26 protein-coding genes are annotated in these 23,843 nt (G+C 70.3%); 18 read left to right on the top strand and 8 right to left on the bottom strand.

The window, feature by feature from the left end; translation table 11 throughout:
• The first annotated feature begins 4 nt into the window (after positions 1-4).
• The 3 genes from BUR94_RS12750 to BUR94_RS12740 are packed head-to-tail and all read left to right on the top strand — an operon-like array spanning position 5 to position 1,459.
• A complete protein-coding gene (locus tag BUR94_RS12750) occupies positions 5-364 on the top strand; it encodes a LapA family protein (protein WP_342745205.1) in 360 nt (119 codons plus the stop codon).
• Position 365: 1 nt separating this feature from the next.
• On the top strand, positions 366-1,016 hold the full coding sequence (locus tag BUR94_RS12745) for a phosphoribosylanthranilate isomerase (RefSeq protein ID WP_074256587.1): 651 nt from the start codon (positions 366-368) through the stop codon (positions 1,014-1,016).
• Positions 1,013-1,459 (top strand): GNAT family N-acetyltransferase, encoded by a 447-nt coding sequence (locus BUR94_RS12740; RefSeq protein WP_074256586.1) that lies wholly within the window; start codon positions 1,013-1,015, stop codon positions 1,457-1,459. The genes BUR94_RS12745 and BUR94_RS12740 overlap by 4 nt, the downstream gene beginning before the upstream one ends.
• 75 nt (positions 1,460-1,534) lie before the next feature.
• Here the strand turns inward: BUR94_RS12740 and BUR94_RS12735 are convergent, their stop codons facing one another.
• The 4 genes from BUR94_RS12735 to BUR94_RS12720 all read right to left on the bottom strand — a co-directional run bounded on the left by BUR94_RS12735 (position 1,535) and on the right by BUR94_RS12720 (position 4,428).
• On the bottom strand, positions 1,535-2,815 hold the full coding sequence (locus tag BUR94_RS12735) for a flavin-dependent oxidoreductase (protein ID WP_074256585.1): 1,281 nt from the start codon (positions 2,813-2,815) through the stop codon (positions 1,535-1,537).
• Positions 2,816-2,891: 76 nt separating this feature from the next.
• Positions 2,892-3,293 carry a hypothetical protein gene (locus BUR94_RS12730; protein ID WP_074256584.1) on the bottom strand — a complete coding sequence of 134 codons (402 nt, stop codon included), beginning with the start codon at positions 3,291-3,293 and terminating at the stop codon, positions 2,892-2,894.
• A gap of 104 nt (positions 3,294-3,397) precedes the next feature.
• Positions 3,398-3,880 (bottom strand): hypothetical protein, encoded by a 483-nt coding sequence (locus BUR94_RS12725; protein ID WP_074256583.1) that lies wholly within the window; start codon positions 3,878-3,880, stop codon positions 3,398-3,400.
• Positions 3,877-4,428: a photosystem I reaction center protein subunit XI gene (locus BUR94_RS12720; RefSeq protein ID WP_074256582.1), complete on the bottom strand. Its 552-nt coding sequence runs from the start codon at positions 4,426-4,428 to the stop codon at positions 3,877-3,879. Before BUR94_RS12720 ends, BUR94_RS12725 begins: the two co-directional genes overlap by 4 nt.
• A gap of 166 nt (positions 4,429-4,594) precedes the next feature.
• Between BUR94_RS12720 and BUR94_RS12715 the strand changes: the two genes are divergently transcribed.
• From BUR94_RS12715 to BUR94_RS12685, 7 genes are all read left to right on the top strand, one after another.
• Positions 4,595-5,755: an ABC transporter substrate-binding protein gene (locus BUR94_RS12715; protein ID WP_074256581.1), complete on the top strand. Its 1,161-nt coding sequence runs from the start codon at positions 4,595-4,597 to the stop codon at positions 5,753-5,755.
• A 75-nt stretch (positions 5,756-5,830) separates the two neighbouring features.
• Entirely contained in the window at positions 5,831-8,710 is a 2,880-nt protein-coding gene (locus BUR94_RS12710; protein ID WP_074256580.1) for a methyl-accepting chemotaxis protein, read from the top strand.
• A gap of 427 nt (positions 8,711-9,137) precedes the next feature.
• The gene (phnC, locus tag BUR94_RS12705) at positions 9,138-9,986 is read left to right on the top strand and encodes a phosphonate ABC transporter ATP-binding protein (protein WP_074256579.1); all 849 of its coding nucleotides are present in this window, start codon (positions 9,138-9,140) and stop codon (positions 9,984-9,986) included.
• Between the two features lie 60 nt (positions 9,987-10,046).
• A complete protein-coding gene (phnD, locus tag BUR94_RS12700) occupies positions 10,047-10,952 on the top strand; it encodes a phosphonate ABC transporter substrate-binding protein (protein ID WP_074256578.1) in 906 nt (301 codons plus the stop codon).
• A gap of 63 nt (positions 10,953-11,015) precedes the next feature.
• Entirely contained in the window at positions 11,016-11,888 is an 873-nt protein-coding gene (gene phnE, locus BUR94_RS12695) for a phosphonate ABC transporter, permease protein PhnE (protein WP_074256577.1), read from the top strand.
• A complete protein-coding gene (gene phnE, locus BUR94_RS12690; RefSeq protein ID WP_074256576.1) occupies positions 11,888-13,192 on the top strand; it encodes a phosphonate ABC transporter, permease protein PhnE in 1,305 nt (434 codons plus the stop codon). The genes phnE (BUR94_RS12695) and phnE (BUR94_RS12690) overlap by 1 nt, the downstream gene beginning before the upstream one ends.
• A 105-nt stretch (positions 13,193-13,297) precedes the next feature.
• Positions 13,298-13,909 (top strand): LbetaH domain-containing protein, encoded by a 612-nt coding sequence (locus BUR94_RS12685; RefSeq protein ID WP_074256575.1) that lies wholly within the window; start codon positions 13,298-13,300, stop codon positions 13,907-13,909.
• Positions 13,910-13,933: 24 nt separating this feature from the next.
• Here the strand turns inward: BUR94_RS12685 and BUR94_RS12680 are convergent, their stop codons facing one another.
• Both BUR94_RS12680 and phnF read right to left on the bottom strand, forming a co-directional pair.
• A complete protein-coding gene (locus BUR94_RS12680; protein ID WP_074256574.1) occupies positions 13,934-15,118 on the bottom strand; it encodes an alpha-D-ribose 1-methylphosphonate 5-triphosphate diphosphatase in 1,185 nt (394 codons plus the stop codon).
• Between the two features lie 94 nt (positions 15,119-15,212).
• Positions 15,213-15,953, bottom strand: coding sequence for a phosphonate metabolism transcriptional regulator PhnF (gene phnF / locus BUR94_RS12675; RefSeq protein WP_074256573.1), 741 nt, complete (start codon positions 15,951-15,953; stop codon positions 15,213-15,215).
• A gap of 103 nt (positions 15,954-16,056) precedes the next feature.
• Here phnF and phnG point away from each other — a divergent pair, with 103 nt between their 5' ends.
• The 8 genes from phnG to BUR94_RS12635 are packed head-to-tail and all read left to right on the top strand — an operon-like array spanning position 16,057 to position 22,098.
• Positions 16,057-16,497, top strand: coding sequence for a phosphonate C-P lyase system protein PhnG (phnG, locus tag BUR94_RS12670; protein WP_074256572.1), 441 nt, complete (start codon positions 16,057-16,059; stop codon positions 16,495-16,497).
• Positions 16,494-17,054 (top strand): phosphonate C-P lyase system protein PhnH, encoded by a 561-nt coding sequence (gene phnH / locus BUR94_RS12665; protein ID WP_074256571.1) that lies wholly within the window; start codon positions 16,494-16,496, stop codon positions 17,052-17,054. The genes phnG and phnH overlap by 4 nt, the downstream gene beginning before the upstream one ends.
• A gap of 4 nt (positions 17,055-17,058) precedes the next feature.
• Positions 17,059-18,147, top strand: a complete 1,089-nt coding sequence (locus BUR94_RS12660; protein ID WP_074256570.1) for a carbon-phosphorus lyase complex subunit — start codon at positions 17,059-17,061, stop codon at positions 18,145-18,147.
• Positions 18,144-18,974: an alpha-D-ribose 1-methylphosphonate 5-phosphate C-P-lyase PhnJ gene (locus BUR94_RS12655; RefSeq protein WP_074256569.1), complete on the top strand. Its 831-nt coding sequence runs from the start codon at positions 18,144-18,146 to the stop codon at positions 18,972-18,974. The genes BUR94_RS12660 and BUR94_RS12655 overlap by 4 nt, the downstream gene beginning before the upstream one ends.
• Positions 18,971-19,741, top strand: coding sequence for a phosphonate C-P lyase system protein PhnK (gene phnK, locus BUR94_RS12650; RefSeq protein WP_074256568.1), 771 nt, complete (start codon positions 18,971-18,973; stop codon positions 19,739-19,741). Before BUR94_RS12655 ends, phnK begins: the two co-directional genes overlap by 4 nt.
• 1 nt (position 19,742) lies before the next feature.
• Positions 19,743-20,426: a phosphonate C-P lyase system protein PhnL gene (gene phnL / locus BUR94_RS12645; protein ID WP_074256567.1), complete on the top strand. Its 684-nt coding sequence runs from the start codon at positions 19,743-19,745 to the stop codon at positions 20,424-20,426.
• On the top strand, positions 20,423-20,953 hold the full coding sequence (phnN, locus tag BUR94_RS12640) for a phosphonate metabolism protein/1,5-bisphosphokinase (PRPP-forming) PhnN (RefSeq protein ID WP_074256566.1): 531 nt from the start codon (positions 20,423-20,425) through the stop codon (positions 20,951-20,953). Before phnL ends, phnN begins: the two co-directional genes overlap by 4 nt.
• The gene (locus BUR94_RS12635) at positions 20,950-22,098 is read left to right on the top strand and encodes an alpha-D-ribose 1-methylphosphonate 5-triphosphate diphosphatase (RefSeq protein WP_074256565.1); all 1,149 of its coding nucleotides are present in this window, start codon (positions 20,950-20,952) and stop codon (positions 22,096-22,098) included. Before phnN ends, BUR94_RS12635 begins: the two co-directional genes overlap by 4 nt.
• A gap of 18 nt (positions 22,099-22,116) precedes the next feature.
• On the opposite strand, the gene BUR94_RS12630 is transcribed toward BUR94_RS12635, so the two are convergent.
• Together BUR94_RS12630 and BUR94_RS12625 are read right to left on the bottom strand one after the other, a co-directional pair.
• The gene (locus tag BUR94_RS12630) at positions 22,117-23,340 is read right to left on the bottom strand and encodes an AGE family epimerase/isomerase (RefSeq protein ID WP_074256564.1); all 1,224 of its coding nucleotides are present in this window, start codon (positions 23,338-23,340) and stop codon (positions 22,117-22,119) included.
• Complete coding sequence (locus BUR94_RS12625; RefSeq protein ID WP_074256563.1) at positions 23,337-23,801, bottom strand: DUF3237 domain-containing protein; 465 nt, start codon at positions 23,799-23,801, stop codon at positions 23,337-23,339. Before BUR94_RS12625 ends, BUR94_RS12630 begins: the two co-directional genes overlap by 4 nt.
• Between the last annotated feature and the right edge of the window lie 42 nt (positions 23,802-23,843).

The raw sequence follows: 23,843 nt of genomic DNA, 5'->3' as shown, positions 1-23,843 counted from the left end.
CCGCATGATCCGTTATCTTCGCTGGGGCTTTCTGGCCCTCCTCGCCATCGTTCTGATCACCCTGGCCCTCGCCAACCGCGAGCCGGTCACGCTGAAGCTGTTGCCGGGCGAGCTCGCCGATCTGGTGGGCGTGCCCTACCAGATCACCGTGCCGCTCTTCATCTCGCTCTTCGGGATGATCGCGCTGGGCATCCTGGTGGGCTTCGTCTGGGAGTGGTTCCGCGAGCACAAGCACCGGGCCGAGGCGGCGCGGCAGGCGAAGGAAGCGCGGCGGGCCAAGAAGGAGCTCGACGCGGTGAAGCGGGAAACCGGGCAGGAGCAGGACGAGGTTCTGGCGCTGCTGGACGACCGCAGGGCGGGCTGAAGTGCAGGACATCCGGGTAAAGATCTGCGGGCTGAAGCGCCCGGAGGACATGCGCGCCCTGGCGCAGGCCGGAGCGGCCTATGCCGGGCTGAACTTTTTCGAGCCGAGCCCGCGCTACGTGACCCCTGCCCTGGCACGGGAGCTGGCCTTGCTGGCGCCCGAGGGGCTGGCGAAGGTGGGCCTTCTTGTCGATCCCAGCGATGCCCTGCTCGACGAGATCGTGGAGGCGGTTCCGCTCGATATCATCCAGTTGCACGGGCGCGAGAGCCCGGAGCGGGTGGAGGAGGTGCGCGGGCGCTACGGCCTTCCGGTGATGAAGGCGGTGGGCGTGGCCACGGAGGCGGACCTGCCGCTGCTCGATGATCATGGCCGGGTGGCAGACATGCTGCTGGTGGATGCCAAGCCCGCGCCGGGCGACGAGCTTCCCGGCGGGAACGGGCTGCCGTTCGACTGGCGGCTGATCGCCGGGCGGCGCTGGCCGGTGCCGTGGATGCTGGCGGGCGGGTTGCACGCGGGCAACGTGGCCGAGGCCGTGGAGCGCACCGGCGCGCGGCAGGTCGATCTTTCCTCGGGCGTGGAGCGCGAGAAGGGGGTGAAGGACGCCGGGCTGATCCGCGCCTTCATGGAGGCGGTCGCGGGGGTGACCGCGTGAGCGTGACCTTCCGCGAGGCGCGCCGGGAGGACGTGCCGGCGGTGGTGGCGCTGCTTGCCGATGACATGCTCGGGCAGGGCCGCGAAACGGCGGAGCTCTCGGCCTATCACGCCGCCTTCGATGCGATGGCGGAGGAGGGCGGAAATCTTCTGATCGTGGGCGAGCAGGCGGGCGAGGTGGTGGCGACCTACCAGTTGACCTTCATCTCCGGCCTGTCGCTGGCCGCCGCGCGGCGGGCGCAGGTGGAGAGCGTGCGGGTCGCCGGCCGCCTGCGCGGACAGGGCGTGGGGCAGCGCATGTTCGCGGATGTCGAGGCACGGGCGCGCGCGGCGGGGTGCAGCCTCGTGCAGCTCACGATGAACGCCAGCCGGGCCGACAGCCGGCGCTTCTACGAGGGGCTGGGCTTTGTGCCGAGCCACGTGGGGTTCAAGAAATCCTTGTAGGCTGTGCCGGGCCTTGGCCGATCCGCGTGAGGGCGGGTGGATATCGGGCGTGCCGGGGCCGTCGATGATCGCCGGTCAGGCCGCAACGCGGGCGCCTGCGGCGATGGTTGCGGGCGCGGCGTTGAGCGTGTCGCGGGCAAAGCCTGCCGCCTGCTGGTAGCGGGCCATGAACGCGGCGCGTTCGGCCGGCGAGATCACGGCGTCGATGTCGGTGAAAGTGCCGCCACAGCGGTCGTTGACCATGTTCAGCAGGCCAAACGGTCCGGCGCCGCGGTTGCGCAGGATCACCTCGGAGATCGGGCCGCAGAGCTTGGCGTCATAGGCGGAGAGCGCCTGCGCCGTGACGCCGTGGGACAGCATGGCCGCGCCGAGCACGCGGGCGTCGATCACCGCCTGGCTCGCGCCGTTGGAGCCGGTGGGATACATCGCGTGGGCCGCGTCTCCCAGCAGGGCGACCGGGCCATCGACCCAGGTGGGCACCGGGTCGCGGTCGATCATCGGGTTCTCGAAGGCGATGTCGGCGCCCGAGATCAGGGCGGGCACGTCGAGCCAGTCGTAGCGCCAGCCTTCGAAGTGGTGGAGGAAATCGGAGATCGGGGCGGGGCGGAACCAGCCGGACTTGCGGGCCTCGGTCTCGTCGAAGGTGACCTCGGCGATCCAGTTGGTGAGCGCCAGCCCGGTCTCCGCGTCGGGGTGGGAGATGGGATAGATCACCATGCGCTGCCGGTGCGTGCCCAGCCCGACGAAGGAGGAGCCGGTGCGGATGGGCTTGGCCAGGGTGGTGCCGCGCCACATCAGCGCCCCGCCCCAGTGGATCGGCGGCTGGCCGGGGTGCATCTGGGCGCGCACCGCCGAATGGATGCCGTCGGCCCCGATCAGCAGGGTGCCGGTGGCCTCGGAGGTGGTGTTGTCGGCGTGCTCGAGGTACGCGATGACGCCGCTGGCGCTGCGGCTGTAGCCGGTGACGCGGGTGCCGGTCTGCAGCGCCGAGGCGCCGGCGCGGGCCATGAAGGTCTCGGCCAGCAGCATGTGGAAGCCGCCGCGGTGCACGGCGTATTGCGGCCAGTTGTAGCCGGCATCGAGGCCGCGCGGCTCGGCGTAGATCTCGGCACCGTTCTGCCCGACGAGCGCCCATTCGCGGGCAGGCAGGCCCACGGTATCCAGCTGCGCCGCGCCGATGCCCAGGTCGTAGAGCTCGCGCACCGCGTTGGGCTGGAGGTTGATTCCGACGCCCAGCGGCTTCAGCTCGCGGGCGCTTTCGAACACGGTGCAGGGCACGCCGATCTGGTGCAGGGTCAGCGCGGTGGCGAGGCCGCCGATGCCACCGCCTGCGATGAGAACGTGGGGCTGTGTCATCCGTGCTGTCTTCTCCCGGGGTCGGGAGGTTCTAGCAGGGTGGAGGCAGGGATCAAGCGGGCCGCCGGGCGGCGGATCAGGGGAAGAGGCCGGAGCGCTCGACGACCTCGGATTCCATCAGCGTGTAGCGGCGCACCACCTTGCGGGCGTTGAACAGGATCACCAGCTGCTTGCGGGTGCCCTTGGCCGAGCTGCCGAGCTGGTTGACGTAGGGGATGTAGTTGAGCGCGCTCTGCTTCATCTCGGAGTAGTCGTAGGACCAGATGTCATGCCCGCCGGAGCTGAAGCTCACGTTGCCCGGCGCGCCGAACATCTGCCGGACCTCGGCCTGGGTGGTCACCCCTTCGGTCAGCTTGGTCTGCACGCTTTCCTCGGTTTCCTGCGAGATCCCCTGGTTGCCGGTCGAATCGCAGCCCGCCAGCGCGAGGAGCGCGGCCAGGGCGGCGGCGAGGCAGGGCGTGAGGCGGCGCGGGGTCATGGGGGCTCCGGGGTTGGGTGGGGCGCTTATACTCCAGGGCCGGGCGGCGCGGCTACGGGGCATCGGTCACAAGCCCGTGGCTGGCGGCGGCCCGCCGGGAGGGCTCAGACCAGCATCGCCAGCGCCCCCACCACCAGAGGGACCGGCAGCGAGATGGCGAGGCGGAGCGCCATGGTGCGCGTGCCCATGAAGGGGATCTCGTAGGCGAGGATCTTGGTCAGCGAGAAGAGGCTCCAGGAGGTGACATAGGTGATTGCCGCAGCGGGCGTGGCTGCGGCCTTGAGCGCGGCGGCCGCGAGGGCGAAGCTGACGAAGGCGCCGCCCGGGGTGATCGGTCCGAGGAGCGTGGCGAGCAGCAGGGCGCGCAGCCCGGCATCGGCCCCGAAGAGCGCCTCGATCCGGTCGGCGGGCATCAGCTCGGCCAGCAGCGCGGCGCCGATCATCGCCACCAGCAGCCGGGGCAGGGTGAAGCCGGCGAGCCGGGCGGTGCCCGAGAGCGCCGCGCGTCGGTTGGCGCCGGTGGCGAGGCGCGCCCAGGCCAGGGCGGCGAGGCCAAGGAGCAGGACGGTGCCGATGAGGATGTTCATCGGCGGCGGGCGATCAGGGCGCGCGCCACCAGCCCGACGGCGAGCGGGGCAGGCAGGCAGAGGGCGATCCGCAGGGCGACGAGGTGCCAGTCGAGAAAGGACAGCTCCCAGATCAGGGTGCGATTGAGCGACAGCAGCGACCAGCCGGTGACGAGGGCCAGCACCGCGCCGAGGTCGGCCCCGGCGGCGAAGAGCGCGGCGGCCAGCGGAAAGGTCATGCCCGGACCGCCGGGCAGCAGGGCTCCGGCGGCGGCAGCGAGGGCCAGCCCGCGCCACCCGCTCTCCTGCCCGATCAGGGCCGCGACGCGCTCGCGCGGCAACAACAGCGGGATGCTGGCCGCCAGGAAGAGCCCGGCCCCGACCTTGGGCAACAGCACCGCGATGAAGCCGAGCGCGCCGATGGCGGTTTCGAGGGCATGAGCCGCACCGTATTTGCCCGCGACCAGGATGGCGGCGAGCAGGGTGACGGCGAGCAGCACCAGAAAGCCGCCGTGAATGATCTTGCGGCGGGGGGCGGAGCTGGGCGGGGCTTGGATATCGGCACGCATCTGCCGCCGTTCTGGGCGATTTGCCGGTGGTCGGCAAGCGCGGCGGCGCGGCCCGGCGCAAGGGGCAGAACGGCGGCGCGGCAAGGGCAATCGGGGCGGGATGAACCCTTCCTTAAGGGTCCGGGTGCTAAGGCAGGCCGGAGTTTACCCCACCAGGGAGCCCGACATGCGAGCATTTCTCAGACTTACCGCCCTCCTGGCGGCGCATTTCATGGCCGGCCCGCTGCCGGCAGCCGACGGGGTAACACCCGATGCGGTGCATTTTGCCCAGGTCGCGGCGCTGGGCGGCCCGGCGGCAGCGCTGGGGCAGGGGATGCGCGCGGGCATTCTCGCCGCCTTCGAGGAGGCCAATCGCGCCGGCGGCGTGCACGGCCGCAAGGTCACGCTGGAGAGCTTCGATGACGGCTACGAGCCCGACCGGTCGGTGGCGCATGTGCTCGAGGTGATCGCGGGCGGGGCGCATATCGGCTTCATCGGGCCGGTCGGCACGCCGACCAGCCAGGCCACCCAACCGGAGGCGACGGCGGCGGGCATGCCCTTTGTCGGCCCGTTCACCGGCGCGGGCTTTCTGCGCGCGCCCGAGCTGACCAACGTGGTCAACGTGCGGGCGACTTACGGGGCCGAGACCGAGGCCTGGATCGCGCACCTGGTCGACGGGCTGGGGATGAAGAGCATCGCCATCCTTTACCAGGATGACGGCTTCGGTCGGGTCGGCCTCGAGGGCGTGACGGCGGCGCTGGAGACGCGCGGCATGACGCTTGCGGCCAAGGGCACCTATACCCGCAACACCGTGGCGGTGAAGTCGGCCCTGCTCGACATCCGCAAGGCCAAACCCGATGCGGTGGTGATGGTGGGGGCCTACAAGCCGATCGCCGAGTTCATCAAGCTGTCGCGCCAGCTGAAGTTCGAGCCGACCTTCGTGAACATCTCCTTCGTCGGCTCCGAGGCGCTGGCGGGCGAGCTGGGCGCGGCGGGCGAGGGGGTGATCATCAGCCAGGTGGTGCCCTTTCCCTGGGATGCCAGCCTGCCGATCGTGGCCCAGTACCAGGCCGCGATGACGGCGGCGGACCCGGAGGCGCAGCCCGGTTTCGTGACGCTCGAGGGTTATCTCGCCGGTCGCGTCGCGCTGCGTGCCCTCGAGGCCGCCGGCCCGGATGTGACGCGTGAGAGCTTTCTTGCCGCGCTGGCGAGCCTCGGCGCCTTCGATCTGGGCGGCCTCGGCTTTGCCTATGGCGCGGGCGACAACCAGGGGCTCGACAGCGTGTTTCTCACCCGGATCACCGCCGGAGGCGGCTTCGAGACGGTGGTGAGCGGTGGCGGCGCCTGACGTCATTCCGAGCGGCGCGGCGCAGGCGCCTTGCCGGTCGGCTTCGCGCAGCAACTATCCGGGTGGAGGCAAAAGGTGACCCGACTGACAGACCTCTTCGGCAGCATTGCCGCCAAGTTCGCCCTCATCCTCGCGGCCCTGGGTGCGATGACCGCGGCGGCCATCGTGATCGGGCTTCTGGTGTTCGGCGCGCTCTCCGATGCGCTCCGGGCCTTCATCGACGAGAACCTGCCGGGCATCGAGGCCAGCGTCGAGGTGACGGCGCGCACCGGGGCCGTCCAGGGCGCGATGACAGAGGTTCTGCTGGCCGAGGATCACGACGCGCTGAAGGGAGCGGCGTCCGACATGCAGGAGGGCGTGGTGGCGCTCAAGACGGCGTCGCGCAGCCTGTCGCACCAGGCCCAGGCGCAGATCGAACCGCTGCTGGCGGAGCTCGACATCGCCAATGCCGCCATGGTCCGGGCCCTCGAGCAACGGTTTACCGAACAGGACCGGGTCCGCGAGATGGTGCAGGCCTTCGTGACCCTCTCGGAGCAGGCCAACGGCGCGCTGGTGAGCCTGGCCGATGACGCCTATTTCGAGCTGCAGATCGGCGGCGAGGAGACGGTCGGCACCGTGACCAGCACGCTGGGCGGCCTCATCAGCCAGGAATTCGCGCAGATGCTGGCGCTGATGAAGGTGCGGGCGGAGATCAACCTGCTGAGCGGCGTGACGCTGGTGCTGGCCGATGCGCCCGACATGTTCATCGAGGCGATTCTGGGCGATATCGCCACCGCAAGCCTCGCCCACCTCGACGCGGCCATGGCGGAGCTGCCGGAAGAGGCCATTGCCGTCGAGCAGATGGCGGCGATCCGCGAGGTCGTGGCCTTCTTTCACGCGCGCCAGGACTTGCGCGACTACCAGCGGCCCGATCTCCGGCAGGAGGTGCTTGCCCAGCGGCAATCGAGCGCCGTGGCGGTGAACAGCGCGATCGACGACATGGCCTTCGCGCTGGAGTTGCGCGCGCAGGAGGCGGCAACCGGCAACGAGGCTGCGATTCGCGGACTGCTCGACGTGCAGGTGGGGAGGATGCGGATGTCGGGCGAGATCGACGCGGCGATCAAGGGCGTGCTCACCCGGGCCCTCCTCGGCGTGGCGGCACAGGACGCAAGCGCGGCGGCGGGTGCGCAGGCCGCGGTCGACAGCGCCCTGGGCCATCTCGATGCGCTGCTGGCGGGGCGGGAACTTCCAGAGGGGCTCGTGCCGGTGGTCGACGAGATGCACAGCATCGTCGCGGCGGAGGCGGGCGTGGTGGCGGCGCGGCGGCGGATGCTGGAGGCGCAGGCCGCGGCATCGGCCCGGTCGATCGCCTCCGGCGCGGCGATCGGGCGCATCGTCGCGGAGGCCCGCGCCAACGCGTCCGCCGCCGTGGGCGCGGTGGTGCAGGGCAGCGAAACGATCCTGGGGCGCGCCGATCTCGCGCGCAACCAGTTCCGCTCCATCGCGCTGGCCAGCCTGCTGCTGCTGCTGGCCGCTCCGCTGGTGACCTGGGTGCTGATCCTGCGACCGATGGCACGCGTGACCCATGCCACCGAACGGCTGTCGCGCGGCGATCTTTCGCCGGTCGAAGGCTTCGAGCGGACCGGGGGCGAGATCGGCCGGATGGCGCGGGCGCTGAAGGTGTTTCGCGACGGGATGATCGAGCGCGAGCAGATGCAGGCCGCCGAGCAGGAGCGGGAGGCCTGCGAGCGCGCCCGCCAGCGCGAGGCCGAGGCGCGGGACCGTGCGCGCCAGGCCGAGGCGCAGGAGGCCGAACGCCGGCGCGAGGCGGAGGCCCGCGCCCGGGAGGCCGCCGAGGCCGAGGCGCGCGAGCAGATCCGCGCCGCCGCGGAGGAGGAGCGCCAGGCCCGCGCCGCCGAGCAGAGCCAGGTGGTCGACCGGCTCGCCACCGCGCTCGACCAGCTTGCGGCGGGGGACCTTACGGTGACGATCGATAGCGAGTTCGCCGGCCCCTACGAGAGCCTGCGGCGCAATTTCAACGCGGCGGTCTTGACGCTGGAGGAACTCATCACCGCGCTGGCGGCCAGTGCCGGCACCGTCAACACCACCTCGCAGGACATCAGCGCCGCGGCCAAGGACCTGGCGCGCCGGACCGAGAGCAGCGCCGCCACGCTGGAAGAGACCAGCGCCGCCGTCACCGAGCTGAGCGAGAGCGCCGGGGCCACCGCCGACCGCGCTCGGGAGGCGGACCGGATCATGCAGGTGACCCGCGACAACGCGAAGGCCAGCCAGGCCACCGTGCGCAGCGCGGTGGACACGATGACCGAGATCGAGGCCTCCTCCGCCGCGATCTCGAAGATCGTCGACCTGATCGAGGACATCGCCTTCCAGACCAATCTGCTGGCGCTGAACGCCGGCGTCGAGGCTGCCCGCGCGGGCGAGCAGGGCCGCGGTTTCGCCGTGGTCGCCATGGAGGTGCGCTCGCTCGCGCACCGCTCCTCGGATGCCGCGAAGGAGATCAACGACCTGATCAACGCCACCCGCGATCGCATCACGCGCGGCGTGAGCCAGGTGGGCGAGGCCGGCGAGGCGCTGAACGGCATCCTCGACCTGGTGAGCGAAGTCTCCGGGCAGATCACGGCCATCGCCGGCGCGGCTAACGAGCAGTCGTCCGGCGTGCGCGAGATCAGCCTCGCCGTCGCCCGGCTCGACGGGGCGACCCAGGACAATGCGGCGATGTTCGAGCAATCGGCGGCCTCGAGCCAGCTGCTCACCGAGGAGGCGCGCGCGCTTTTCGATCTTTCCGCCCGGTTCCGGACGCGCAACACCGCCGCACCGCAAGGCACGGCCACCGAAGCCGGCGCGGCCCAGGGCCGGGCCAGGGCGCCGAAGGCGCCGCTCCCCGCGGCCAAAGGGGCCGTCACACCAACCTCGGCGGGGCAGGAAGCACCCGTCCCTCTGGCACGGAGTGCCTGAGACCGCCCGCCCTCAGGCGCGGAGCGCCTGAAACGCCTATTCCACTGGCGCCGAGCGCTTGGGGTGGCCATCCTTCCGGCGTGGAGCGCCTGAAGCGCCCATCCCTTTGGAGCGGAGCGCCTGAGGCGGCCACCCCTCCGGCGTGGAGCGCCTGAAACGCCCATCCCTTTGGCCCGGAGCGCCTGAGGCGGCCACCCTTCCGGCCCGGAGCGCCTGAGGCGGCCACCCTTCCGGCCCGAAGCGCCTGACGCGGCCATCCCACTGGCGCGGCGCGCCTGAGGCGGCGTCACGCGCGCACCCGGCCCGGCCCGCTGCCAGTGCGGTGCCCCGGTCTGGTCGGGCGCAGTTGTCATGAAACCTTAATCGGATCGTCACACAGGCTTCGCGACGCGGCGGCTACCTGCCCCCGACCAGACCGGGGGACCGTATGCTTGCCATCAACAGGCTGACCAAGCGCTTTGGGGCCAATACCGCCGTGAGCGCTGCCAGCTTTAGCGTCGACAAACCGATGATGATCGGGATCATCGGGCGCTCCGGGGCCGGCAAGTCGACCCTGCTGCGGATGCTGAACCGGCTGACCGATGCCTCCGAGGGCTCGGTGACCTTCGAGGGCCGCGACGTGCTGGGCCTCACCGGCGCCGCCCGCCGCGGCTGGCAGGCCGATTGCGCGATGATCTTCCAGCAGTTCAACCTCGTGCCGCGGATGGACGTGGTCTCCAACGTGCTTCACGGCACGCTCGGCCGCCGCTCGACGCTGGCCACCTTTTTCAACCTCTACCCGCAGGCCGACATTCACCGCGCCATCGACATCCTCGACCGGCTCGGGATCGCCGAACAGGCGCCTAAGCGCGCCGAGGCGCTGAGCGGCGGCCAGCAGCAGCGCGTCGCCATCGCCCGGGCGCTGATGCAGGACCCGAAGATCATCCTCGCCGACGAGCCGATTGCCAGCCTCGACCCGATGAACGCCCAGGTGGTGATGCAGGCGCTGCGCCGCATCCACGAGGAAGACGGCCGCACCGTGATCGCCAACCTGCACACGCTCGACACCGCGCGGCGCTACTGCGACCGGGTGATCGGCATGCGCGACGGGCGCATCGTCTTCGACGGCACGCCCGAGCTGCTGACCACCGACATGGCCCGCGAGATCTACGGCGCCGGCGAGAGCTTCAGCGAGGCCGCCACCTCGACCGAGATCGAGACGCTGGACCGCGGCCAGCCCGAAACGGCCCGCCACCCCCGCGCCGACGAGATCCAGCATCCGCCCGTCAGCGCCTGAGTTTCCAACCGCCCCGACCGACAAGGGGCATCCATCCAAACCGGAAAAAGCGAGAGACAGATGAAACACCTGATTGCCGCCGCCCTGGCCACGACAGCCCTTGCCGGGGCCGCCACCGCCCAGGAGATCACCGAGTTCAACATCGGCATCCTCGGCGGCGAAAACGCCCAGGACCGCCTGAACAACCACGAGTGCCTGAAGACCTACACCGAAGAGGCGCTCGGCGTGCCGGTGAAGCTCTTTGCCCCGGCCGACTACAACGGCGTGATGCAGGGCCTGCTCGGCGGCACCATCGACATGGCCTGGCTCGGCGCCTCGGCCTATGCCGGCGTCTACGTGCAGGACCCCGAGGCGGTGGAGCCCGTGCTCGTCAAGATCAACCTCGACGGCTCCTACGGCTACCACTCGATCGGTTTTGCCCGCAAGGACAGCGGCATCACCTCGCTGGCCGACATGAAGGGCAAGACCTTCGGCTTCGGCGACCCCAACTCGACCTCGGGCTACCTGATCCCCTCCGTGGAGATCCCGATGGCCGGCGAGGGCATCACCATGGAGTCGGGCGACTACTTCGGTGAGGTCAAGTTTACCGGTGGCCACGAGCAGACCATCGTCGCGGTCAACAACGGCGATGTCGACGCCGGCGTGACCTGGGCCGACGGCCAGGGCGCCTGGGAAGACGGCTACAACTCCGGCTCGCTCCGCAAGGCGGTGGATGCCGGCCTGATCGACATGAACGATCTCGTCGAGATCTGGCGCTCCAAGCCGATCCCGGAAGGCCCGATCGTGCTGCGCAAGGCGCTGCCCGAAGAGGTGAAGGCCAAGATGACCGCGCTCATCGACGGCATGCACGATGCCGACAAGGAGTGCACCTACAACATCTCCGCCGGTGAGAGCCTGGGCTTCGACCCGATCACCCACGACGCCTACCTGTCGATCATCGAAGCGCGCAAGTCGCAGAGCAACTGAGCCGCTTCGGCAGATCCGGCCCCGCCCCTCGCCGGGCGGGGCCTCACAACGCAGGACAGGCAGATGGCAGAGATATCCTCGCACGGGGCCGCCGGGCTCGACAGGACGCGGGCGCATTACATGGCGCTGGTGCAGCAGCGTCGGCTCTACGGCGGCATCACGCTGGCCATCTTCATCCTGCTGCTGGTCTCCGGCTTCTGGCTGGCCGATGCGCGCAACGCGGGCGGGTTCTGGAGCGGCCTGCCGCAGATGTTCGATTTTCCGGCCGACGTGGTGGCCGACACGATCCCCCGCCTGAACCTGCTGCCGGGCTACCTGGTCAAGTACCTTCCGGCGCTGCTCGAGACGGTCAACATCGCCGCCGTCTCCACGCTGCTGGGCGCGCTGGCCGCGATGATCTTTTCGCTGCTGGCCACGCGCGGCCTGGCCCGCTGGCCCCGGCTCATCCCGGTGTTCCGCCGGATCATGGACATCATGCGCGCCGTCCCCGAGATCGTGATCGCCCTGATGCTCATCTTCGTTCTGGGCGGCGGGCCGGTGCCGGCGATGATCGCTATCGCCTTTCATACCGCCGGAGCGCTGGGCAAGCTGTTTTCCGAGGTGGCCGAGAACGCCGACCTGAAGCCGGTCGAGGGGCTCGCCTCGGTAGGGTCGACCTGGTCCCAGCGGATGTGGCTTGGCGTGCTGCCGCAGGTGGCGCCGAACTGGCTCAGCTACGGGCTCCTGCGCTTTGAGGTCAACATCCGCGCCTCGGCCATCCTGGGCTTCGTCGGCGCGGGCGGCATCGGCTACGAGCTGAAGAACGCGATGAGCTGGGGACAGGGCAAGTTCGACGAGGCGGCGGCGATCTTCATCCTGCTGTTCCTGACGATCGTGGCGGTCGATCAGCTCTCGAGCTACGCCCGCAACAAGCTGACTGGCCCGGGAGCGCACTGATGGAACTTGCTGCACGCTACGCCGAGGCGGACCGGATCGTCGGCCGCAAGAAGCTCGTGGCCTTCGCCGTGCCGGGGCTGATCCTGCTCTATTTCGGCTACATCTTCTTTGCCTTCGACATGCCCGGCCTGGTCGAGCGGGCCCGACCGGAGAACGCGCAGATCCTGCTCCGCGACACCTGGAGCTACAAGACCCATGTGACCCGCGACAACCGCAACGGCGAGCTGAGCTATGCGGTGGAGGGCGAGCGCAAGGGGGCCTACCCCGAGGGCCAGCGGCCCCAATGGGTGAGCGGTGAAGGCGAGGTTGCCGTCATCGAGCTCGGGCAGGGGCGAGAGGTGCGCTTTCTGCCCGGCAATGCGGTGCAGTTCGTCATTCCGGGCGAGCGCACGATCGAGGCGTGGCTGGAGGGGCGCAGCGTGGTGACCAACCTCGACGCGCCCTATCCCGATTATGTTTCGGTCTCCGGAACCCGGCTCCAGGTGACCCTGCCTGGGGCGCGGCTCACCTTCACCCGGTCGCGGAGCGAGGTGTTCCGCTACTTCGGCGGGTGGGAGCTGTTCTTCTTCACCCTCGACAGCCCCTATCACGGGCAGGGGCTCGGCCGCATCCTGTTCGGGGCCCAGATCGACCCGGCGCGCGGCAACATTGCCGGGGCGTGGCACGACTTCTGGCAGAACCCGATGTGGATGCATGCGGCGGTGGCCTGGGCGATGTTCGAGACCGTGCTGATGGCCTTCCTCGGCACCTTCGGCGCGGCGCTCATTGCCCTGCCGGTCGCCTTCATGGCGGCGAAGAACTTTGCCCCACTGCGGACGGTGCGCTTTGCCTTCCGCCGGGTCTTCGACTTTCTGCGCGGAGTGGACGGTCTGATCTGGACCATCGTTCTCAGCCGCGCCTTCGGGCCGGGGCCATTGACCGGGGCGCTTGCGATCCTGTTCACCGACACCGGGAGTTTCGGCAAGATGTTCTCGGAGGCCCTGGAGAACGTGGACGGCAAGCAGATCGAGGGTGTAGCCAGCACGGGCGCGGCGCGGACCCATCGCTACCGGTTCGGGGTGATCCCGCAGGTGGCGCCGGTGCTGCTGAGCCAGGTGCTCTACTTCCTCGAGTCCAACACCCGCAGCGCCACGATCATCGGGGCGATCACCGGCGGCGGCATCGGGCTCTTGCTGACGCAGGCGATGATCACCCAGAAGGACTGGGAAGAGGTGACCTATTACATCGTTCTGATCGTGCTGACGGTGATGCTGATGGACAGCCTCTCGGGCTGGCTGCGGCGGCGGCTGATCAAGGGTGAGTGAGGGTGCAGCCAGGAACTTGCGCGAGAATTCTTCTGCGCGGACAAGATTTTCCTGAAAATTCCGGGGGTCGGAAAATTCCTGACCAAGACTTTTCCTTGGGGCGGCATGCGGCTGTCTGAACAGGAGCCGGTGATCGAGCCCGACTGCGATATCGAGGGTTCCAGCTTCGGCCGTTTCTGCGAGGTCAAGCGGGGCAGCCGGGTGGCGTGGTCGGAGTTCGGCGACTACGCCTACTGCGACCGCTATTGCGACATCGCCAACGCATCCGTGGGAAAGTTCGCCAATATCGCCAGTTTCGTCCGTGTGGGCGCAACCGATCATCCGCTGGACCGGGCCTCGCTGCATCACTTCATGTATCGCTCGGCCGCGCTCTGGGAGGATGCGGAGGACGATGCCGAATGGTTCGAGCGGCGGCGGGCGCGGCGGGCCGTGGTCGGGCATGACACCTGGATCGGCCACGGTGCGATGGTGAAGCCCGAGGTCACCGTGGGGCATGGGGCCGTGGTTGCCGCGGGCGCGATCGTGACAAGGGACGTGGCGCCCTATGTGATCGTCGCGGGCAACCCGGCGCGGGTGCTGCGGCGGCGGCAGCCCGAGGCGGTGGCCGAGCGGCTCATGGCGCTGGCCTGGTGGCACTGGTCGCATGAGGCGATCCGGGCGGCGCTGGGCGATTTTCGCACCCTGAGCGCGGAGGCCTTTCTGGAGAAATACGCGTGAGGGGTGCAGCGACCGCCCTGCGGGCTATTCGGCGGCCAGGGCGCGCGCGGCCTCTGGGCGGGCGAGAAACCGCGCCGCGAGCGCGCCGGAGAGGTGAGCCAGCCGGCCGGCGCAGAAGGTGGCCTCGATCCGGCGGCTTTCGGCCTCGACGATCACCAGGTCGGCCCGCGTGCCATCGGAGAGGTGGCCGCGGTCGTTCAGGCCCATGATGGCGGCTGGGCGGGTCGAGATCAGCTCCCAGGCGGCGTGGAAGGGCAGGGTGCCCGCATCGGCCAGCGCCCAGGCGGCGGCGGCGAGGCAGGGCAGGTGGTAGTCGCTCACCAGCGCGTCGCAGAGGCCGCGGGCCACGAGGCTCCGGGCCGAGACACCGCCCGACTGCGAGCCGCCGCGCACCACGTTGGGCGCCCCCATCAGCACCGGGTCGCCGTTGGCACGGGCCACCTTGGCCGCGGAGGCATGGGTGGGAAACTCGCAGATGGTGGCGCCGAGGATGTGCATCCGCTCGCGGGTCTCGCCATCCGGGTCGTCGTGGGAGCCGTAGCGCAGGCCGAGGTCGTCGAAGGCGCGGGCGAGGTTGCACAGGTGGCGCGGCACACGGGGCGCGGCATCGCGGGCGGCGAGGATGCGGGCGGTGAAGGCCTCGACGGTCTGGCCGCGCTTTTCGGCCCAGGAGGCCAGCGCCTGCGGTCGCTCGGCGAGCCAGAGCTCTGCCTCCTGCATGTGGTTGTTGAAGACCACGTAGTCGATACCCCAGCGGCGGATCGCGGCGAGCATCCGCTCGGCGCTCTCGGGCATGTGGGTTTCGCAGCGGAGTTGAACGCGCATGTCGGTGAGCAGGCTCGGGCGCACCTCGGAGAGCGCCGCCAGCAGTGCCTCGGCGAAGTCGGGGTCGCGGCGGCCGCCCTCCCAGCTCCAGCCCTGGGCGAGCCAGAGGGTGGTGACGCCATGGGCGGCGGCGTCGCGGTCGACGGCGGAGAGTGCCGGGGCAAGCGGGAGCTGGGCCGAGCTGCGCGGCGCGATCTGGTGCTCGAACCCGTCGCCGTGCAGGTCGATGATGCCGGGGAGCACGAGGTAGCCCGAAAGGTCGACCTCGGGCGCGGGGCCTTCGGTGAGGCGTCCGCAGGCCAGCGTCAGGGCGCGCTCTTCGAGCGTCGGGCCGGTCAGCACCGCGCCGTGGGTGAGGCGCAGGGGAGGGAGGGGGCGTGTCATGCGGGTCTGCCTGCTCTCGGATTTGCTGCCAGTCTGCCGCGGCATTGTATCGGCAGCGTGACGGAAAGGTTAACGATTCCCGCACACTGGCGGATCATTGCGCCTCGGCGGGCGCATCGTGGGCCACCGTCAGAACCACCCGGTCGCCGGCGAACCAGGTTTCGCCGTGTTCCACCGGATGGCCCTCGAGGTCGCGGTTCAGCCCGGTTGTCTTGAGCAGCGGATCGCCCTCGCGGAGCCTAAGGTGCAGGGCCTGGGTGGGGCTGGCCCGCTCGGCGGTGAGGCGGGTTTCGGCGCGGATGTAGTCGGCGAGGCCCTCGAGCCGGAGCGCCTCGGTGACGGAGGAGGTCTCGGCGAGGCGCGCGGCGAGACCGGGAAAGCGGGCGGCGGGGAAGGTGGAGGTGAAATGGGCGATGGGCGTGCCGGATGACAGCGAGAGGCCCTCGTAGACCACCACCAGCGCCTCGGGCGCGAGGCCGAGGGCGGCCGCCTCGGCCTCGGTCGGCGGGCGGGTCTCGACCCGCAGCACGCGCTTTTCGGGCAGGCGGCCCGAGGCGCGGATGTTCTGGTGAAAGCGCACGCGGCGGCCGATGGGGTATTCGGTGGGCGGGGCCTCGACGAAGACGCCCGAGCCGCGCCGGGAGCGGACGACCCCGGCCTCGGCCATCGCGCCGAGCGCGCGGCGCACGGTGTGGCGGTTGACCCCGAAACGGGCGGCAAGCGCGGCCTCGGTGGGCAGCTTCTCGCCCGCGCGGTAGAGGCCCTGGGCGATTTCGCCTTCGAGGGTGGCGGCGATAGACTTCCAGACGGGGGTTCGCGCGGGGGTGCGGGCCATGGCTGTTACCGAAACTTCATGAAACGGCGCTGGACGCAGGGGCGCCTCGGGCCTATTATTTGTCTAGTTGTATAGATATCTCGACAAATCGGCAAGTTGTCTCATGAGCGAAACACGCAAGGATTGGATGGGCACCCTGGCCACCGCCAAACCGGCGGCCCTGGCGGCGGCGGTGGAGGCGCTGGGCGCCTTGCCCGGCTTCAGCTGGCTGCGGGCGCCGCAGGTGGGCGGAGTGATGGTGCCGGGCCGGATGGGCGGCACCGGCGCGCCCTTCAACCTCGGAGAAATCACGGTGACGCGCTGTGCGCTGAGGCTGGAGAGCGGCGAGGTGGGCCATGCCTGGGTGCAGGGCCGCGACAAGGGGCATGCCGAGCGGGCGGCGCTCTGCGATGCGCTGATGCAGACGGGGCGGGCGGGCGATGTCAGGCGCCTGGTGCTTGACCCCCTGGCCGCGGCCCGGGCCGAGGCGCGCAAGGCTCGCGCAGCCCGGGCGGCGGCCACCAAGGTTGAGTTCTTCACGCTGGTCAGGGGAGAGGACGCATGAGCCAGGTGCTCGAAGGCGGTTTTACCGATGCGCCGGTCGAGGCCGCGCATGCCTTTCGCGCGGTGCTGGAAGCGATGGCGCGGCCCGGGCGGATCGAGGCGGTGACAGGTGCGCAGGCGCCGGGGCTCTCGGTTGCCGCCTCGGTGGTGGCGCTGACGCTGGTCGATGGCACCACGCCGGTGTTTCTGGCCGAGGACGTGGACAGCCCGGGCCTGCGCCAGTGGCTGGCCTTTCACACCGGTGCGCCTGTGGTGGCGCGTGGCGCGGCCATGTTCGCCTTCGGCGGCTGGGCGGCGCTGGGGCCACTCGGGGCCTATGCGCCGGGCACGCCGGAGTACCCCGACCGCTCGGCCACGCTGGTCGTGGAGGTGGCGCGGCTGGACACCCTGGGCGCCAGGCTCACCGGCCCCGGGATCGCGCACGAGGCGCATCTGTCGCTGCCCGAGGTGGACGCCTTCCGGGTGAACCGGGCGCAGTTTCCGCTCGGGTTGGATTTCATCTTCTGCGCGGGCGACCGGCTGGCCGGCCTGCCGCGCAGCACGCGGGTGGAGGGGTAGTGCCATGTATGTTGCGGTAAAGGGCGGCGAACGGGCGATTGATGCGGCCCACGCCTGGCTGGCCGAGGAGCGGCGCGGCGATGTGGCGGTGCCCGAGCTGAGCGTGGCGCAGATCCGCGAGCAGATGGCGCTGGCGGTGAACCGGGTGATGGCGGAGGGCTCGCTTTATGACCCCGACCTGGCCGCGCTGGCGATCAAGCAGGCGCGGGGCGACCTGATCGAGGCGATCTTCCTGATCCGGGCCTACCGGACAACCCTGCCGCGCTTCGGCTCGGCCAGTCCGATGGAGACCGGCGAGATGGCCTGCGACCGGCGCATCAGTGCGACGTTCAAGGATGCCCCCGGCGGGCAGGTGCTGGGCCCGACCTTCGACTACACCCACCGGCTGATCGACTTTGCGCTGGCTGCCGAGGGCGAGCCGCCGGTGGCGCGGGAGGCGCCGGGCGAGGCGGCCCCCATGCCGCGCATCACCGAGATGCTGAGCCGCGACGGGCTGATCCAGCAGGAGGAGGCAGGCGACGAGACCCCGCCCGACCTCACCCGCGCGCCACTGGAGTTTCCGGCAGGGCGCCCGCTGCGCCTTCAGGCGCTGACCCGGGGGGACGAGGGCTTTGTGCTGTCGATGGCCTATTCGACCCAGCGCGGCTATGGCCGCAACCACCCCTTCGTGGGCGAGCTGCGGATCGGCGCGGTGCCGGTGGAAGTGGAGATCCCCGAGCTGGGCTTCGCGGTGGAGATCGGCGAGGTGGTGCTGACGGAGTGCGAGACGGTGAACCAGTTCACCGGCTCCCGGACCGAGCCGCCGCAGTTTACCCGGGGCTATGGCCTCGTCTTTGGCCAGACCGAGCGCAAGGCCATTGCTATGGCGCTGGTAGATCGCGCGCTGCGCTGGGAGGAACTGGGCGAAGACAACCTCGGCGCCCCCGCGCAGGACGAGGAGTTCGTGATCGCGCATAGCGACAACATCCAGGCCACCGGCTTTCTGGAGCACATAAAGCTGCCGCATTACGTGGATTTCCAGGCCGAGCTGGAGCTGGTGCGCAGGCTGCGCGCCGAGGCGCAGGCGGCGCAGCACAAGGAGGCGGCGGAATGAGCGACTACACCTTTGCCTATCTCGACGAGGAGACCAAGCGGATGATCCGCCGCGCGATCCTGAAAGGCATCGCGATTCCCGGCTACCAGGTGCCCTTCGCCTCGCGCGAGATGCCCATGCCCTATGGCTGGGGCACCGGCGGCGTGCAGGTGAGCGCGGCCTGCCTCACCCCCGACGACCGGTTCAAGGTGATCGACCAGGGTGCGGACGACACCACGAACGCGGTCTCCATCCGCAAGTTCTTCGAGCGGACAGCGGGGGTGGAGACGACGGAGCGCACAGCCGAGGCCACGGTGATCCAGACCCGCCACCGGATTCCCGAGACCCCGCTCACCGAGGGGCAGATCCTGGTCTACCAGGTGCCGATCCCGGAGCCGCTGCGGTTTCTGGAGCCGCGCGAAACCGAGACGCGGCGGATGCATGCGCTGGAGGACTACGGGCTGATGCACGTCAAGCTCTACGAAGACATCGCGCGCCACGGCGAGATCGCCACTGCCTATGCCTACCCGGTCAAGGTAGAGGGCCGCTACGTGATGGACCCCTCGCCCATCCCCAAGTTCGACAACCCCAAGATGGAGATGGCCGCGATCCAGCTCTTCGGTGCGGGCCGCGAGCAGCGGATCTACGCGATCCCGCCCTACAGCCGCGTGGTGAGCCTCGATTTCGAGGATCATCCCTTCGTGGCGGGCAAGGCCCCGCATGACTGCGCCCTGTGCGGCGCGTCCGACACCTATCTCGATGAGATCATCACCGACGACGCGGGGGCCAGGATGTTCGTGTGTTCCGATACCGACTATTGTGTCTCACGGCAGGAGGACGCCGCATGACGCCCCTGCTTTCGGTCCGGGATATCCGCAAGACCTACGGCACGCGCATCGGCTGCACCGATGTCAGCTTCGATCTCTATCCGGGCGAGGTGATGGGCATCGTGGGGGAGAGTGGCTCCGGCAAGTCCACCCTGCTCTCCTGCCTTGCCGGGCATCTGACCCCGGATCGGGGCGAGGTGATCTTTGACACCCGCGCCGACGGCCCGCGCGACACGGTGACCATGAGCGAGCCGGAGCGGCGGATGCTGGGGCGCACCGATTGGGCCTTTGTCCATCAGAACCCGCGGGACGGGCTCCGTATGAGCGTGAGCGCGGGGGGCAACGTGGGCGAGCGGCTGATGGCGGTGGGCGCACGGCACTACGGCCAGATCCGCGAGACGGCGACCGACTGGCTGGGCCGGGTGGAGATCACCGAAGACCGGATCGACGACCGGCCCCGCGCGTTTTCGGGCGGGATGCAGCAGCGGCTTCAGATCGCCCGCAACCTCGTCACCGGCCCCCGGCTCGTGTTCATGGACGAGCCCACCGGCGGGCTCGACGTGAGCGTGCAGGCCCGGCTGCTCGACCTGCTGCGCGGGCTGGTGCGCGAGATGGGCCTCTCGGCGCTCATCGTCACCCATGACCTCGCCGTGGTGCGTCTGCTGGCGCATCGGCTGATGGTGATGAAATCGGGCCGCGTGGTGGAGACCGGCCTGACCGACCAGGTGCTTGACGATCCGCAGCATCCCTATACCCAGCTGCTTGTCAGCTCCGTCCTGCAGGTGTGACATGATCGAGATCAGCAACGTTTCAAAGAGCTTCACCCTGCACAACCAGGGCGGCGCGGTGATCGAGGTGATGCGTGGGGCCTCGCTTTCGGTGGCGCCCGGCGAGTGCGTGGCGCTTACCGGCGAGAGCGGCGCGGGCAAGAGCACCCTGATGCGGATGATCTGGGGCAACTACCTGGCTGCCTCCGGCGCGATCCGGGTGGGCGGCACCGATGTGGCCCGCGCCGAGCCGCGCGAGATTCTCGCGCTGCGGCGGGAGGTGCTGGGCTACGTGAGCCAGTTCCTGCGCGTGGTGCCGCGGGTACCGACCCGCGAGGTGGTGGCCGAGCCGCTCCTGGCGCTGGGGCGCGGCCGGGACGAGGCGCTGGCGCGGGCCGAAGGCCTGCTGACCCGGCTGAACATCCCGCCGACCCTCTGGGGATTGTCGCCCACCACCTTCTCGGGCGGCGAGCAGCAGCGGGTGAACATCGCCCGCGGCTTTGCCCACCCCTTCCCGGCGCTGCTGCTCGACGAGCCCACCGCCTCGCTCGACGCCACCAATCGCGAGGTGGTTCTGGGGCTGATCGAGGAGGCCAAGGCACGGGGCGCGGCGATCGTGGGCATCTTCCACGACGAGGGGGCGCGCAACCGGGTTTGTGACCGGGTGGTGGATGTGACGGGCTTTACCCCGGCGAGGGCGGCATGAGCATTTACGCGGTCGTCGGCCCTTCGGGGGCAGGGAAGGATACGCTGATGGCGGCGGCCCGCGCGGCGCGGCCCGAGATCCACCTGGTGCGCCGGGTGGTGACACGGGAGGCGGCGGTGGGCGAGGATCACCGGCCGGTGACCGAGAGCACCTTTCGCGCGCTCCGGGCGCAGGGGGCCTTTGCCCTGAGCTGGAGCGCCCACGGCCTCTCCTACGGCATCCCGCGGGAGGCCGTGGAGCGGCGCGGTTGCGTGCTGTTCAACGGCAGCCGCGCGATGCTGGAGGCGGCGGCGGCGGCCTTTCCGGGCCTGCGGGTGCTGCATGTCACCGCCCGCCGGGAGGTGCTGCGGGCGCGGCTCGCGGCGCGGGGCCGGGAGAGCGCCGAGGAGATCGAGCGGCGGCTCGCGCGCGCCGACCTGCCCCTGCCGCCGGGCCTCGACGTGATCACCATCGACAATTCGGGCGCGCTGGAGGAGTCTGTGGCCCGGCTCCTCGCCGCCCTCGACCTGAAGGAGACCACCCCATGATGGACATGGCTGCCCCGGCGGAGACGGTTCTGACCAATGCCCGCATCGTATTGGAGGGCGAGGTGCGCGAGGGGGCGGTGCGGTTTCGCGGCGGAGAGATCACCGACGTCTCGTCAGGCGCGGCGCGGGGCGAGGACCTGGGCGGCGACCTGCTGATCCCGGGCCTGATCGAGCTGCACACCGACAATCTGGAGCGCCACATCCAGCCGCGCCCGCGGGTCGACTGGCCGCATGATGCGGCAATCCTCGCCCATGACGGAGAGTTGGCCAGCGTGGGGATCACGACGGTGTTCGACGCCATGCGGGTGGGGTCGGTGCCCAACGAGCACGGCGGATACGAACCCTACGCGCGCGGGCTGGCCAGCGAGCTGATGCAGCTTCGTGCGGCCGGGGCGCTGAAGATCAGCCATTTCCTGCACCTGCGGGCCGAGGTCTGCTCGGCCACCCTGGCCGAGGAGCTCGGGGCCTTCGGGCCCGATGACCGGGTCGGGATCGTCAGCCTGATGGACCACACGCCGGGGCAGAGGCAGTTTCGCGATATCGGCAAGCTGAAGGCCTATGTGCAGGGCAAGCGCAGCCTGACCGAGGCCCAATGGGAGGCGCATGTGGCCAACCTCAAGGCGCTGCGCGCGGCCCATGGAGAGGCCCACGAGGCGGCGACGGTGGCCGCGGCCGGGCGTTTCGGCGCGGTGCTGGCCAGCCATGACGACACGACCGAGGCCCATGTGGCCACCTCGGCAGGCTACGGCATCCGGCTGGCGGAATTTCCGACCACGGAAGAGGCCGCGAGGGCCTGCCGGGCCCGGGGGATCGCGGTGATGATGGGCGCGCCCAACCTGATCCGGGGCGGCTCGCACTCGGGCAACGTGGCGGCGCAGGCTCTGGCCGAGGCCGGGCTGCTCGACATCGTCTCGTCGGACTATGTGCCCTCGGCGCTGCTCACCGCCGCCTTCCGGCTGGCCCGGCTCTGGGGCGACCTGCCGCGCGCCATCGCCGCCGTCACCTCCAGCCCGGCCCGGGCCACCGGCCTTGCCGACCGGGGCCGGATCGCGCCGGGACTGAGGGCCGACCTGGTGCGCGTCACCATGCTGGGCGACACGCCGGTGGTGCGGGCGGTCTGGAGCCACGGGCAGCGGGTGGCCTGAGCCCGGCGGACGCGCGGGCTAGGGCTTGATCACCGGCAGCGCGGTGCCCTGGCGCGAGAGGCCGGGGGCCAGCGGGTAGAGCGTGGCCTGAAGCGCATGGTAGATATCGGGCTTGCCCTTGAACTGGCTTTCGGTCGGCTTGCCCCTGGCGTCCAGCGCGGGGAACCATCCGCCGCGCTTGTGGTCGATGAAATGCGCGTGGGCGAAGGTCCAGAGCCGCCGGTACCACGCCTCGTAAACCTCCTGCCGGTCGAGCTTGATCAGCGAGGCCAGCACGCCGATGCCCTCGGTGACGGGCCACCAGTAGCGGTCGGGCAGCAGCGGCGTGCCGTCCAGGCCGACCGTGTAGATCAGCCCGCCCTCCTCGGCCCAGCCGTCGGTGAGGGCCTGCTGGGCCAGGTCGTGGGCCACCGAGGGCGCCTCGTTCTCGGGGCGGCCGGAGAGATCCCAGTGCTGGAGCAGAAGCCGGGCAAACTCGAGGCTGTGCCCGGGCGTGGTGCCTGCGGGGCGGAACATCGGGTCGCCGTCGTAGCCGGGATCCACCGACCAGTCGGCGGTGTAATGCTCGGGAATGCGCCAGCCGTGGGCGGGGGCCATCCGGCCGAGGAAGAAGGCGAGGATGCTGCCCGCGCGGCGCAGGTAGTGCTCCCAGCCGGTGGCCTCGTAGGCGGCGAGCAAGGCCTCGACCCCGTGCATGTTTGCGTTCATGCCACGATAGCTGTCGAGCGGGGTCCAGTCGGGCCCGAAATCGGGGCCGAAGAGACCGGGCTCCTCCTCCCAGAAGTGATCTGTCAGCACCTCGGTGGCCTGCTCGATCAGGGCCTGTCCGTCGGGGTGGCCGATGAGGTGGGCGGAGGAACCGGCGAGCAGCACGAAGACATGGCCATAGGCCATGCGGCGGCGGTCGGTGGGGGCCGAACCCTCGACGCCCCAGGCCCATCCCTCTCCGTCGCGGTGGCCCTGAGCGAGATATTTCATGCCGTGGTCGACGATCTCCGCACCGCCCGCGCCGCAAAGCTCGGCCAGCGCGTAGGCATGGATCATCCGGGTGGTGCCGTGCAGCTCCTGGAGCTTGCTGCGCAGCGGTTTGCCCTTCCAGTCAAGGGCATGAAAGCCGCCGTCCTTGCGGAGCGCCTTGCGGAAGAACTCGAACTGCCTCAGCGCATCGGCGGCGAGCCAGTCGCGATGCGCGTCATCGTCGAGCCAGAAGCCGGGCGCGTCGGCGGGACCGGGGCCCTTCATGACAGCTCGTAGACCGAGATTTCGACGCGGGCGGTATGGCGGCCGCCGATGCCGACGAAGAGCTGACGGTTGACCCAGGCGTAGCGCGGATCGCCGGTTTCCAGCCGGCAATGGGTGCGCATGTAATACTCCGAGGGGTCCACGTTGTCGCCCGCCGCGACGCGGGCCATCACCTCGGGCGGGCCGTGCCGGAGGCCGAAGTTGACGATCTCGATCACTGCGCCGTCATGGGTGCGCATGGCGTAGCGGGTGTCGAGCTCAGTGAGGCCGCCCTCGAAGATCGTCTGCCAGTCGGCGCCCAGGTTCAGCACCTCGCCGTTGATCCGCGCGCCGGTGACGGTGCCGCCGATGATCGGGATGATCCGGCGCTGCCCGGCGCGGCCCGGCCCCATCTCCATGATCGGGTCGAGCTCCACCGTGAGGTCGAAGGCGTGGGTGAGCGGGGGCGGGTTGAAATACATCGGCGGTCCTCCGGGGGCGAGACTAGCGGGGCGGCGGGGGGA

Source organism: Vannielia litorea, from assembly GCF_900142295.1.
GTDB lineage: Bacteria > Pseudomonadota > Alphaproteobacteria > Rhodobacterales > Rhodobacteraceae > Vannielia > Vannielia litorea.
The sequence above is the reverse complement of the archived record's forward strand: the minus strand, read 5'-3'. Positions and strand labels throughout refer to the sequence as shown.